The sequence below is a fragment of the Acidimicrobiia bacterium genome (genome assembly GCA_035471805.1).
Lineage (GTDB): Bacteria > Actinomycetota > Acidimicrobiia > Spongiisociales > JAHEDJ01 > JAHEDJ01.
The window spans coordinates 34,567-47,065 of sequence record DATIPS010000057.1 but is presented as its reverse complement, the minus strand read 5'-3'; the positions used below and the strand labels follow the sequence as shown (position 1 = coordinate 47,065).

At 62.6% G+C, this 12,499-nt stretch carries 11 protein-coding genes; all 11 read right to left on the bottom strand.

The window, feature by feature from the left end:
- Positions 1 to 39 precede the first annotated feature (39 nt).
- Positions 40 to 825, bottom strand: a complete 786-nt coding sequence (locus VLT15_11560) for a hypothetical protein (protein ID HSR45849.1) — start codon at positions 823 to 825, stop codon at positions 40 to 42.
- Complete coding sequence (gene mltG, locus VLT15_11555) at positions 822 to 1,937, bottom strand: endolytic transglycosylase MltG (protein ID HSR45848.1); 1,116 nt, start codon at positions 1,935 to 1,937, stop codon at positions 822 to 824. Before mltG ends, VLT15_11560 begins: the two co-directional genes overlap by 4 nt.
- The gene (ruvX, locus tag VLT15_11550) at positions 1,934 to 2,329 is read right to left on the bottom strand and encodes a Holliday junction resolvase RuvX (protein ID HSR45847.1); all 396 of its coding nucleotides are present in this window, start codon (positions 2,327 to 2,329) and stop codon (positions 1,934 to 1,936) included. The genes mltG and ruvX overlap by 4 nt, the downstream gene beginning before the upstream one ends.
- 13 nt (positions 2,330 to 2,342) lie before the next feature.
- Entirely contained in the window at positions 2,343 to 4,967 is a 2,625-nt protein-coding gene (gene alaS / locus VLT15_11545) for an alanine--tRNA ligase (GenBank protein ID HSR45846.1), read from the bottom strand.
- An 80-nt stretch (positions 4,968 to 5,047) separates the two neighbouring features.
- Positions 5,048 to 5,215, bottom strand: a complete 168-nt coding sequence (locus tag VLT15_11540) for a hypothetical protein (protein ID HSR45845.1) — start codon at positions 5,213 to 5,215, stop codon at positions 5,048 to 5,050.
- 9 nt (positions 5,216 to 5,224) lie between these two features.
- On the bottom strand, positions 5,225 to 6,571 hold the full coding sequence (locus VLT15_11535) for a replication-associated recombination protein A (GenBank protein HSR45844.1): 1,347 nt from the start codon (positions 6,569 to 6,571) through the stop codon (positions 5,225 to 5,227).
- A gap of 84 nt (positions 6,572 to 6,655) precedes the next feature.
- Complete coding sequence (aspS, locus tag VLT15_11530) at positions 6,656 to 8,440, bottom strand: aspartate--tRNA ligase (GenBank protein ID HSR45843.1); 1,785 nt, start codon at positions 8,438 to 8,440, stop codon at positions 6,656 to 6,658.
- Positions 8,419 to 9,654, bottom strand: coding sequence for a histidine--tRNA ligase (gene hisS / locus VLT15_11525; protein HSR45842.1), 1,236 nt, complete (start codon positions 9,652 to 9,654; stop codon positions 8,419 to 8,421). Before hisS ends, aspS begins: the two co-directional genes overlap by 22 nt.
- A gap of 4 nt (positions 9,655 to 9,658) precedes the next feature.
- Positions 9,659 to 10,300: an MBL fold metallo-hydrolase gene (locus tag VLT15_11520; GenBank protein ID HSR45841.1), complete on the bottom strand. Its 642-nt coding sequence runs from the start codon at positions 10,298 to 10,300 to the stop codon at positions 9,659 to 9,661.
- Between the two features lie 79 nt (positions 10,301 to 10,379).
- On the bottom strand, positions 10,380 to 11,864 hold the full coding sequence (locus tag VLT15_11515) for a polymer-forming cytoskeletal protein (GenBank protein ID HSR45840.1): 1,485 nt from the start codon (positions 11,862 to 11,864) through the stop codon (positions 10,380 to 10,382).
- 8 nt (positions 11,865 to 11,872) lie between these two features.
- Positions 11,873 to 12,499, bottom strand: coding sequence for a prepilin-type N-terminal cleavage/methylation domain-containing protein (locus VLT15_11510; protein HSR45839.1), 627 nt, complete (start codon positions 12,497 to 12,499; stop codon positions 11,873 to 11,875).

Genomic DNA, 12,499 nt, shown 5'->3' with positions numbered 1-12,499 from the left:
CCTCGATTGACCCCATCTTCCGAAACTTCGGCGCCGGGATCACCACCCTTGAGCGATTTGCGCTGCCTCCAGCATCACCTTCAGGGGGGGCCGCAAGCCGGTCCAGGCTTCGAATGACAGGCCTGCCTGTGCCACGAGCATGTCTAGACCGTCTACGACCGGCACGGCGAGGGCGCGAGCACTCACTACGGCAGGTGTGGGCAGAGGCCCGTAGGCCATGTCGAAGAGCCCGTCGGATTCGGCGAGGAGTCCTGCGGGCAGTGACTCATTACCCATTCCGATTGGTGTGGCGTTGACGACCACGGCTCCCGGAACCGGTGTCGCCCAGGGAACGACTCTGGCCGTAAGTCCAAGGCGGCCGAGGAGCTCTTCGAGGCGCACTTCCGATCGCGCGCTGGCAAACACTTCCATGCCGCTCAGTGCCACCAGGGCGGCTGCCGCTGCTCCTCCCGAGCCCAGGACCAGCACAGACCCTTCCGGCAGTCTCTTGCGGCTCCACTCGGCTTGAATGGCAGGAATGTCGGTTGAGAGTCCTACTACCTCCCCGCCGGCAGCGACCAGGGTGTTGACGGATTCGGCCAACACCGCATCGCCCTCGACCCTGTCAACCAGTTCAAACACCGGATGTTTGTGAGGCATGGTCACGTTCGCTCCCGACAGCCGTCCCGTTCGGATGTCGTCGAGGAATCCCGGCAGGTTCTCACGAACAAGACGGATCGCGGAGTACTCAGCGTCGATCCCGGCTGCGTCGAATGCCGCTTGCTGGATTACCGGAGAAAGCGAGTGAGAGACGGGATCTCCTATCACCGCATACAGGTCGGTCATGGAAGAACTCCGTCCTCCTTGGCTTGGTTCTTGTAGGAGAGGAACTCGTCGTAACTGGCGGTGAAGGAGTGTGTGCCCTCTGTGCTCGTGAGAACGTAATACAGGTAGTCGACGGCGGCGGGTTCCGCGGCAGCCTGCAACGAGGCTCTGCCGGGTCCGCCGATCGGCGTCGGCGGCAGACCGGGCTGTTGATAGGTGTTGTAGGGAGAGTCGACTTCGAGGTCGGCGAGGGTCAAACCTGTGCGACGCTCGCCCAGCGCGTACAACACCGTCGCATCGATCTGCAATGCCATTCCGATGTCGAGCCGGTTTCTCACCACCGCCGACACGAGGGGACGTTCATCGTTCACTCGCGTCTCCGCCTCGATCAGGGAGGCGATAACGATGCCTTCGTAGGGCGTGTAGCCGGCATCCGTCAGTGACGACCAATCGATCTCGTCAACCCGCCGCTCCATGGTCGAGGCGAGCAGGCCGAGTACGGTCTCCGGTCCCGACTCTGTTAGGAACTCGTAGGTATCCGGGAACAGGAGTCCTTCCCAATCTTGAAGCGTCTCCGGTTGCCCGCCCGGGAAGAGCGATGTCGTGACTGAGCCGCCCACCAGTGCCGCTTCCAACTCGGCGACAGAGAACCTGGTTTGGTCCGCCACCAGATCGAGCATCTCACCGATCCGAAGGCCTTCATTGACGGTGATCCAGTATGTATCCACGACCGGCCCCCGGAGGAGGGCGGTGATTACTTCGTCGTTGCTCATGCCGGTGAACATGTCGTATTCCCCTGCCTGGAGCTCCGAGTCGGCGCCTGCCAGTCGAACCGCAGTCTCAAACTGGAGAGAAGACTCCACTACACCTCGAGAGGCCAGGAGTTCGCCGATCGTGCGGGCTGAGGCCCCGAGGGGGATTTCTACGGTGACCGGCTCACCGGCATCGACGGGAGGCGACGTGATCTCGTCTACACCTTCGCCGGTCAACCCACCGACCCAGTTGGCAGCTGCACGGGCTCCGAGGATGGCCACCGCGGCGATCAGTAGAACCGCGACCACGACTCCGAGAGATCGGCCGGACCGGCGTTCGTCGCCGTGGAGAGGATCGGGCTCCCGGGACTCGAACGTCATTTTCGATCCAGGTAGTGCTGGAGCATCACGGCGGCTGCGACTTGATCGATGACCTCACGGCGACGGCGTCTGCGCACATTCGCCTCGAGCAGAGCGCTTTCAGCCGTATGGGTGGTGAACCGCTCGTCTGAGAGTTCGACCGGCAGACCGGTGGCGGCCGAGACTCGCTCCGCCAGTTCTCGGGCGCCGGCGGCGGAAGGACCCTCGTAGCCGGACAGCGACACCGGCAATCCCACGACGACCCGCTCGACTTCCTGCTCACGGGCGATCACGGAGATGGCCTCAACAACATCTTCGGACCGGGCGTCGATGACCGAGAACCCCTGCGCGGTTATGTGCAGCGGGTCGGAGAGCGCAACCCCGATACGGCTCGTGCCGTAGTCGATTCCCATGATGCGCGACAGGTCAAAGCTCCCTGAGTGCGGATCCGGCGGCCTCACGCGCCAGATCGAGCGCGTCGGGCAGAGCTGTTCCGTTGGGACCGCCTGCCTGGGCAAGCTCCGGATCCCGGCTTCCTCCGCCACCCAACAGGCGGGCAGCGGGCGAGATCAGTTCGGCGGCCGACAGTCCTTTGGCGACCAGATCGGCGGAAACGGCGGCGACCAGTGCCCCCTTCCCGTCGTTGATCGAGCCAACGACGACGACCCCGGAGATCATCCGATCCCGCGTCTGCAGCGCCAGCGCTCGCATCGCCTCCGGAGACATGTCGCGTTCCTCGAGTACGGCGAGGGCGTGTTCACCGATCCGCTCTGCTCTTCCCGCTGCCTCACCGGCCGCTTCAGATCGAATCCGATCAGCCATCCGGCTCAACTCCGACTCGAGCTCTCTGTTCCGCTCGATCATCTGCCGGACGCGCAGCGGGACTTCGGCCGGGGTCGACCGAAGAAGACGGCCGGTATCCGAAAGCGCATCCCGCACACCCACGAGATGGGAATACGCGCTGGAACCGGTCAGCGCCTCGACCCGTCGCATATTCGAGCCGATCGATGATTCACCGATGACGATCAACGGGCCAACCTGCCCGGCCGCCGGCGTGTGCGTTCCTCCACAGAACTCTGTGGAGAAGTCACCCACCCGGACGACGCGCACAACATCGCCGTACTTGTCACCGAAGAAGGCCAGCGCTCCCATCTCCTGCGCCTCGTCCTTGGTGGTTTCCAGAGTCTGGACGGATGAGTTGGCAATGATCTTGTCGTTGGCGAGGCGCTCGACCTCAGCGAGTTCCTCCTCGGACACCGCTGCGAAATGCGTAACGTCGAAACGCAGTCGACCGGCCTCCACATATGATCCGGCCTGCTTCACGTGATCTCCGACCACGTCGCGGAGCGCCCAGTGAAGAATGTGGGTGCCCGTGTGGCTCTTGCGAATCCTCTCCCTGCGCGGCGAGTCTATGGCTGCTTCGACGTCCTGGCCGACCTGCAGGAAACCGGAGGTAACCTTGCCGCGGTGCGAGTACAGACCCTGCACCGCGTGTTGCGTGTCCGACACGGATAGCACGCCTGTTTCACTTCCGATGCGGCCGACGTCTCCGACTTGCCCGCCGGCCTCGGCATAGAAGGGGGTCCGGTCGAGAAAGACCTCGACCTCATCGCCCTTGTCGGCCCGGTCCACCGGATCACCCTGGCGCAGGATCGCGAGAACCCGCCCACCGGAGGACTCGAGTTCGTAGCCGAGAAAAGCCGTCTGGCCCACATCGTCGAGTAGCCGCCGGTACAGGTCCTCGGCGGCCGCCTCCTCGCCCCCCTTCCACGCGGCACGCGCCCGCTGCCGCTGTTCATCCATCGCCGCCGCGAAACCCGACTCATCGACGCCGTACCCCCGCTCCGCGGCGATCTCTTTGGTCAGCTCGATGGGGAATCCGTACGTGTCGTGGAGCTTGAAAGCGACCCGACCTTCAAGTTGATCGCCTCCGGCGAGGCCGGATAACTCGGTATCCAGGAGATTGTGTCCGCTCTCGAGCGTCCTGCGGAACCGCCCCTCCTCTCGGGAGACAACGTCGAGGATGAAGTCCTGCTGACCGACGAGATCCGGATACGCCTCCCCCATCACCTCGACCGTCGTCGAAACGAGACGCGGTGTCACCAGATCGGCACTTCCAAGTTGCCACGCATGACGCACCGCACGGCGCAGAAGCCGCCGCAGGACGTAGCCGCGCCCCTCATTGGACGGCACAACACCGTCGCCGATGAGAAAGGTCATTGCCCGCCCGTGATCTGCCAGTACTCGCAGAGAAACGTCGACGAGCTCATCGCGACCGTACGTCACGTCGCAGGCGGATGCGCCGGTCTGCAGCAGAGGGAGAACGATGTCGGTTTCAAAGACGGTCTCGGCGTCCTGCAGGACCATCGCCATCCGATCGAGTCCCATACCGGTGTCGATGCTCTTGGCGGGGAGGTCACCGACCACGTGGTACGGCTCATCCTGAATGTTCTGCATGAAAACCAGGTTCCACACCTCGACGAAGCGCTCCTCGCCGCCGCCTATTGGTCCGCCGGGATCGCCCCAGCGCTCTCCTCTGTCCACGAATATCTCGGAACTAGGTCCGCATGGGCCGGGGACGCCCATCTGCCAGAAATTGTCTCGTCCGCCCTTCTGCACCCTCTCGGCGGGAACGCCGACCTGGTCGATCCAGATCTGCGCCGCTTCGTCGTCGGTGTCGTAGACCGTGTACCAGAGCCTCTCCGGGTCGATCCCGAACACCTCGGTGACCAGCTCATGACTCCAGGGGATGGCCTTTTCCTTGAAATACTCGCCGAAGCTGAAATTCCCGAGCATTTCAAAGAAGGAGAAGTGACGTGTCGTGGTGCCGATGATGTCGATGTCGACCGTGCGTGCGCATTTCTGAATGGACGTGGCGCGCCGGTAGGGAGGGGTCTCCTCACCCAGGAAGTACGGTTTGAACGGGACCATCCCGGCATTGGTGAGCAGCAGAGTGGGGTCGATCGGAATCAGTGAGGCCGACGGGCGGACGACGTGGTCGCGCTCTTCGAAGAACGACAAGAATTTTCTGCGGATTTGATTGCTGTTCATGGAGGCCACAGGTTAGCTCCAATGAGCTGTGAGCCATCAGCGGTGGTCTACCGGGCGGGCAAGCACCGACCGCCGGGCCGTTATCCGGCCAATCTCCGGCTCCCGGCGTCGAGGAGGTCGGCGGCCACCTGAGCGGCCGTTGCCGGGGAGAGACGCTGGCGGGCGACACGTGCCTTGCTCACCAGCCAGGCCGAACCTCCGATCCCGGCTGTGAGGCCGAGAAGGAACCAGCGTATCCGACGCAACATAACGAGATCCTACCGTCCCGGCCTGTTCGGACGGCCAAGAAGAGCATCCCAGGCGGCCAGCCGCTCCGCGATCTCACTCTCATGGCCTTCGGCGTCCGGCACGTAGAGGACAACGTCTTCGACTCCATCGGGAAGATACTGCTGCCGGACGATGTGACCCTCGAAGTCGTGGGGATAGCGGTACCCGGAACCATGGCCCAGTTTGCCGGCACCCGGATAGTGGGAGTCCCGGAGATGTGCCGGAACCTGAGCCCCCGGATTGCTCTCAACCGTTTCGCGGGCCCGTGCCATTGCCCGGGTGACAGAGTTGGACTTGGGCGCGGTTGCAAGGTAGATCGCAGCCTCGCTGAGCGCGAAAGACGCCTCCGGAAGTCCCACGAACTGGAGAGCCTGGAACGCCCCAACCGAGATGGACAGTGCATGGGGATCGGCAAGACCAACGTCCTCGGAGGCAAAGATGATCATACGCCTTGCGATGAACTCCGGGTCCTCGCCGGCTCCGAGCATCGTGTGCAGCCAGAACATGGCGCCGTCGGGGTCGGACCCGCGCATTGATTTGATGAAGGCCGACACGATGTCGTAGTGCTGATCGCCCGACTTGTCGTAACGAATGATGCGGCGCTGCAGTGAATCCTCGATATCTGTCGTTTCGATGAGCCCCGACCCACGCCCGGCGGCGACATGAGCGGCCATCTCGAGAGCGTTCAGCGCAAGGCGCGCGTCGCCTCCGGTCCGATCCGCCAGTGCCGTCTCAGCCTCCGGGGAGATCTCGACTCCCGGTTTGCCTATCCCGCGATCCGGGTCGGAAACGGCGCGCCGGATGAGCTCTGACAGCTCTGCCGGGGTCAGGGACTCCAGACGAAACAGAGTGCAACGGCTGATCAGCGGAGAGTTGACCTCGAAGAACGGGTTCTCGGTGGTCGCTCCCACGAGGATGACCGTTCCGTCCTCAACTCCGGGAAGCAGGGCGTCTTGCTGTGATTTGGTGAACCGGTGGATCTCGTCCAGGAAGAGAACGGTGCGCCGTTCGTCGGTTTCGAGGCGCTGCCGGGCTCTTTGCAGGACCTCACGAACATCCTTGACGCCCGCCGAGACCGCAGAGAGTTGCTCGAATACTGCCGCGGACTCGCTCGCCACCAGACGAGCGAGAGTCGTCTTGCCGGTGCCCGGAGGGCCCCACAAGATCATTGATACCGGGCGACCCTGCTCGACCATCGAACGAAAAGCAGAGCCTTTCTCGAGAAGGTGCTTCTGGCCGACCACTTCGTCGAGCGTTGCCGGGCGAATCCTGGCAGGGAGCGGGGCGACCGCGGAGAGCCGCGCTCGACGGTGAGGGGCGAAGAGGTCGTCCTGCATTCCGCTAGATCGAGCCGTGCGCGACGGCAGCGTCGTCCTGCTGCGCACTCTTTTTCATGGGATCGATCGGCCTTCCCACCGGTTCTACTCTTTGGCTTCGCTCGAGCCGGCCAGCGCGGCGCGTACCTCGGGGCGAAGATTCACTCCAAGCTCAATGAGCTGGAAGTCGTCCACCGGCTTGGGAGATTCTGTCATGGGATCGACGCCCGTCTGCGTCTTCGGGAAAGGAATCACATCCCGAATGCTCTGCTCTCCCTGCAGAATTGCCAGCAAACGGTCGATTCCCACTGCGAATCCGGCATGCGGAGGCGTGCCGTATCGCAATGCTTTGATGAACCACCCGAAGCGGCTCTCGGCTTCCTCATCTGATATCCCGAGAACCTCAAAGACCTGTTTCTGCACCTCCGGGTCGTGAATTCTGACGCTTCCGGATCCGAGCTCGCTGCCGTTGAGAACGAGGTCGTAGGCCTTCGAGATAGCTTCCTTGGGATTGTCCCGCATCTCAGAGACACTCACGGGCGAAGTGAACGGATGATGTGCCGGGGCCAGGTCGCCGCCCTCCGTCTCCTCGAAGACCGGGAAATCGACAACCCACAGGAACGCCAGCTCACTGTGACCTTTGGGTCGACCCACTTCGATTCGCAGCTGTCCGAGCACGCTGCTCACCAGCTTCGCATCGTCCGCCGCAATGAGGAGGACATCTCCGGGAGCGGTATCGAATCTGGAACTCAAGCTCTGCAGCTCCGCAGTGGTCAGGAACTTGGCCACAGGAGAGCGGAGCGTTCCATCATCCTCCGTGACCATCCACACAATGCCCTTCGCGCCGAGTTCCTTGGCCCTGGCGACGAGCCCGTCCAGTCCTGAGCGAGAGAGCCCGAGAGCACCGACATTCATTCCCCTAACGGCACCACCGCCTTCCAGAGCGCCGCTGAAAGCTTTGAACTCACTCTTCTCGAAGATGTCGCCGAGGTCTGTGATCTCCATTCCGAACCGCAGGTCGGGTTTGTCCGTGCCGTAGCGGGCCATCGACTCTGCGTAGGTCATGCGTTTGAAAGGGCGAGGAATGGTTACTCCTCTTGCCCGCTCGACGACCGACACGATCACCTGCTCCAGCGTCTCGAGAACCCCGTCTTGTCCCCAGAAAGCGCCCTCGATATCCAGCTGGGTGAACTCGAGCTGCCGATCGCTGCGAAAGTCCTCGTCGCGATAGCAGCGAGCGATCTGGTAGTAACGATCTACGCCGCCGACCATCAGCAACTGCTTGAACAGTTGCGGCGATTGCGGGAGGGCATAGAACGACCCCTTGTTGAGGCGACTCGGCACGAGCATGTCCCGTGCCCCTTCAGGGGTCGAACGGATCAACGTCGGTGTCTCGACTTCGAGGAAACCCAACTCGTCGAGAGTCTCTCGCATCGCCCGGATGGCGTTCGAACGTGCACGCAGGTTGGCGGCCATCCGCGGCCGGCGAAGATCGAGATAGCGGTACTGGAGCCTGAGTCGCTCGTCTACTTCGACCCGGTCGTTGATCATGAAGGGAAGCGTCTCGGCAGAGCTGAGAATCTGAACGTCGGATGCGACTACTTCGATCTCACCCGTTGGCATATCAGAGTTGATCGTGCCTTCAGGGCGAAGCCGTACCTCCCCTCCGACGGTGACCGTGTACTCCATTTTCAAGTCCCGACCGGCCGGTAGCTGCTCGGGATCCACCACGACCTGTGCCAGACCTGAGGCGTCACGGATGTCGAAGAAGACGACTCCCCCGTGGTCGCGCCGGCGATCCACCCAGCCCGCCAATCGAACCTGGTCGCCGACACGCTCGGAGGTCAGCGTGCCCGCGTAATCGGTTCTCAACGGATGTTCTTCGCCCATTCGGCGACCTCCTCGATGCTTATCAATTCTTGGCTACTTGTCGTCAAATCTCTCACGACCACCCGGTTCGAGTTCCACTCTTCGCCGATGACCGCCACGCCGGCCGCCTTCCTGCGATTGGCTGCCCTGAACTGCGCCTTCACAGACCGCTGGTCCGGTGTCATGTCGGCCCTCACCCCGGCACGTCGCAGATCCGACAGGAATCCGGCCGCCCGTTCGCGCAGCTCCGGTGAGGCGACCACAACGAAGAGGTCCAGAGGAATCACATCGAGTCCGGTCTGTCCGGCCGCCAGCAGAATGCGGTCGATACCCATGGCGAGCCCCACCCCGGGGACGGGCGGGCCGCCCAGAGTCTCGGCCAGCCCATCGTATCGTCCTCCCCCGCCGACCGCGTTCTGGGCGGCATCGAAACCGGTCGCTATGTATTCGAACGCGGTACGGGTGTAGTAGTCAAGGCCCCTGACGAGCCGCGGTTCGAGGCGGTATGGAATACCGATACCGTCCAGACGCTCCCGAACCGACGCGAAGTGCGCGGCGCATTCGAAACACAGATAGTCAACGGCCTTCGGTGAGTCGCTGAGGTGCGGTGCACACACTTTGCAGTCGAGGACCCGAAGCGGGTTTGCTTCGAGATTGGCCAGGCTCTCATCGCACAACGCCTCCCGCTTCTCGTTCAGGTAGATCCGCAGGGCGTCGACATATGCCGGCCGGCAGGCTGCATCGCCGATCGAGTTGAGCGCTACCTCCACCGCCGGGAATCCGAGTTCCTCGAGGAATCGATAGCCCAACTCGATCACCTCGGCATCGGCATCGGGTGCGGCGGTCGCCAGGTACTCGACACCGGTCTGATAGAACTGTCTGCGTCTGCCTGCCTGTGGCCGCTCATACCGGAACATCGGACCCGAATAGGCGAGCTTCATCTCACCCTGCGCGCCGGATCCGAGAAAGGCGCGGACGACCGATGCCGTGCCTTCCGGTCTGAGGGTCAGAGAGCGTCCGCCTTTGTCTGCGAAGGTGTACATCTGCTTCTGGACGACCTCGGTGGATTCCCCGACACCTCGCGCGAAGACTTCCGTCGACTCGAATATCGGACCCATGACCAGGTCGTAGCCGTAACGTTCTGCGAGGTTCTCCCAGCAGAGAAGGGTTCGCCGCCACGCGCGCGACGTGGGAGGAAGGATGTCGTCGGTGCCTTTCGGCGGAGTGAAGTTCATTGGTTCAGACCTGAAGGAAGGGATTCAAGAGGCGTTCGCGGGCCAGGGTAGTCGCAGGCCCGTGACCCGGATGCACGACTACGTCATCGCCCAGGGGAAGGATCTTGTCGACCATGCTCCGCATCAATGTCTCGTAGTCGCCCCCGGGGAGATCCGTCCTACCGATCGAGCCTGCAAACAGCTGATCACCGGAGAAGAGCACACCCTCATCTTCAACTAAGAAGCAGCAGTGGCCGGGGGTATGTCCCGGAGTATGAAGGACTTCTATCGATATCCCGCCGATCTCCAACTTCTGACCGTCGGCCAGGTCGCGAAGCCGGTCCGGCGGCGAGTAGTCTCCCGGCGGCGTCATCCCGAAGAGCAGTTGGAGTTGCCGTTCGGGGTGCAAAGTCAGGAAGTCGTCGTCGGGATGGACGTATACGGCCATCTCGTTTCCTTTGGCGATCGCGCCCGCCCCGCCCATGTGATCGACGTGACCGTGGGTCAGCAGAAGTGCGGCCGGGTACAGGTCGTGATCCACCAGCAGGCGACCGATTCCCGCAGGGTCCGGCGGCGCGTCGATGACGACGGCCGGACCTCCGGCATCAGCTGCTACTACGTAGGTGTTGGTCTCCGCCACCCAGAGCGAACGGGATTCCACCAGCATGTCGCAGAAGGCTAGCGGAGGCCAGACAGAGGCCATGGGCCGGAAACCCGGTATGGCGAACGCGTTCCCGAACGGACCTCTACGGCAACGTGCAGGGAATCGGATCGTCCGGAACCTCGCGCCACACGAGCGGTCGAGCCATCACGCGCAGGTTGGTGGGGAAGGTGAAACCTATGTCGCTCTTCGGCGGCCGGAAGTGGACCTCCAGCTTGTTAGCCGAGTTATCGGATTCGCCGTAGACGACACCGTAGATCTTCGCCAGGTTCGAGGCCCCGACCGTCCCCCTCGAGAAGACGACGTATTGGAGATCGTCACTGGAGGAGAGGTTCTTGCCGAACTGGAAGTCCGAGGTCGTCTCATTGGCGATGAAGGTCAGCAAGACCGGTGCCGTTGCAGACGGATCGAGACTCGACCCTCCCTCGAGCAGGAGGTTTCCGTCGAACACCAGCATGAAGTCTTCCGACCACTCGGTCGAACCACCCTGGGACAGTTTCCACGCATACGACCCGGACTCCTTGACGTAGTGGTATCCGTACATTGCGTCGCGATTCTCTTCGTACCATTCCTCGAAGTTGTCCCAGGTCGACCATTCGAACACCGGCCCACTCGCAGTCGGGCCACCGTCCACGGACAAGCCGGAGTGAGCAAGCACGATGGTTGACCAATCGAAGCCTGGGAGCGGCTGGGAGTCGATGTCGGCCAGAGTCGGCAGCCCCGTGGCCAGGGATCCGGCCGTCAGGTCGGATGTCGGATCCAGGGCGCCTCCGAGGCTGACGCTCCCCACCACGTTCGACTTCCTGAAGTAGGCACCGCCTTCGACGACGGTGACGTCGGTGCCGAACACCGAGCCCAAGCTGTGGTCCCACAGGTATTCCTGCACGAACGCGCTACCTTCGATCTCGAGATTCGAACCGTTGGGGATCGTCAACGTTCCGGCTGTGGTTATGTCGCCCTCCCCGGCGAATCCGGCATCGTTCGCCCAGATTTCGGTGTGATTGCCGACGACGATGTCGGCGCCGGAGTAGATGTCGCCGTAGATGGTTTTTTGATTGCCGGCTGCAAGGCCGCCGGAGGCTGCGAACAGGGCGTACACGAAGCCGCGTTCGGTGGCGATCTCCACTTCCTGCTCTATCTTCCTCATGCTCTGCTGCCGCGACTGAGTGTCCCTCGCCCAACCCCAGGCTTCTATGAAGTAGCGAGAATCCGTCAGGTCGGAAGGAGTCGAGTCGGTCACCTGGACCCAATACTGTCCAAGTTGACGCGGGGAACCGTTTACCTCGGAGGTGACCGTGACCACTTCGCACACCCCGCTCACATCCGTGCCGGAACCCTCCCAGAACGGATCGTTGTTCAGCGTTGTTGCAGATAGCTGATACATCGCCTCGCGAATGCCTCCGTCTGCCACGTGCAAGGCCGTTGTTCGATGTGAATCGAAGGTCGTCTCGTCGATCTCGTGCATCGAAATCGAGTACCAGACCGCACCAAGAGTGAAAACGATGAAGGCGACGATCACCGCCGTGACGATTCCGATTCCTGCATCATGATCATTCAATCTGTGTGTCATGCCTCCCCCTAGCAACCCGGGCCGTTCGGTACCCAGATGTTCCGGCCGGACAGTTCAGTCGTCAGCAGGATCTCGCCGATGTCGTCCGTCGGATCATCGTCGACCCAAATGCGGACCGTGATCACTTTGCCGAAAGACGGCTCACCGTTCGCCTGTTCGTTTGTGAAGAGCGGAACGCCCGCCGTACCGGGTGCGCGCGACGGCGTCCGGCTCAGGTTGTAATCCTCATCGACCTTCGTCGCATTCAGGACTCCCTCGATCACCGGAGACCAGGTAGCTCCGTCGTCCAACGACTTCTCGAGAACGGTGCCGTTGAGCTGGTAGACGACGTTGCGCGTGCCCGTGGCGGTGGTTGAGGCGGTGTAGGCCCGTGTGATGAAGCTGAGAGTGTCGCCCGGCGGGTCGCCCGGAAGCGGGGTGCAGATTTGCTGTGCCGCTCGCATCTCGCGATCGATTCGCTGGACCGCCAGGCGCGCACTGTCGTTGCTGCGGGCGGCGTTGGTGATCTGCTCGGTGGCCCGCATCCCGCTGACCAGCGTCGGAAGGAACACGACGGATACCACCGCGAGCAGGAAAATCGCCACCATGAGCTCCGGGAGGGTCAAACCTTCTTGTCTGGCGTGAAAGGAGCGCAT

Bases quoted from the DNA above. Each gene is read 5' to 3' on its own strand.
- aspS (HSR45843.1), bottom strand. From the start codon at position 8,440: ATGGGCGAAGAACATCCGTTGAGAACCGATTACGCGGGCACGCTGACC.
- hisS (HSR45842.1), bottom strand. From the start codon at position 9,654: ATGAACTTCACTCCGCCGAAAGGCACCGACGACATCCTTCCTCCCACG.
- ruvX (HSR45847.1), bottom strand. From the start codon at position 2,329: ATGGGAATCGACTACGGCACGAGCCGTATCGGGGTTGCGCTCTCCGAC.
- VLT15_11560 (HSR45849.1), bottom strand. From the start codon at position 825: ATGACCGACCTGTATGCGGTGATAGGAGATCCCGTCTCTCACTCGCTT.
- VLT15_11520 (HSR45841.1), bottom strand. From the start codon at position 10,300: ATGCTGGTGGAATCCCGTTCGCTCTGGGTGGCGGAGACCAACACCTAC.
- VLT15_11540 (HSR45845.1), bottom strand. From the start codon at position 5,215: ATGTTGCGTCGGATACGCTGGTTCCTTCTCGGCCTCACAGCCGGGATC.
- mltG (HSR45848.1), bottom strand. From the start codon at position 1,937: ATGACGTTCGAGTCCCGGGAGCCCGATCCTCTCCACGGCGACGAACGC.
- alaS (HSR45846.1), bottom strand. From the start codon at position 4,967: ATGAACAGCAATCAAATCCGCAGAAAATTCTTGTCGTTCTTCGAAGAG.
- VLT15_11515 (HSR45840.1), bottom strand. From the start codon at position 11,864: ATGACACACAGATTGAATGATCATGATGCAGGAATCGGAATCGTCACG.
- VLT15_11535 (HSR45844.1), bottom strand. From the start codon at position 6,571: ATGCAGGACGACCTCTTCGCCCCTCACCGTCGAGCGCGGCTCTCCGCG.
- VLT15_11510 (HSR45839.1), bottom strand. From the start codon at position 12,499: ATGCGCTCCTTTCACGCCAGACAAGAAGGTTTGACCCTCCCGGAGCTC.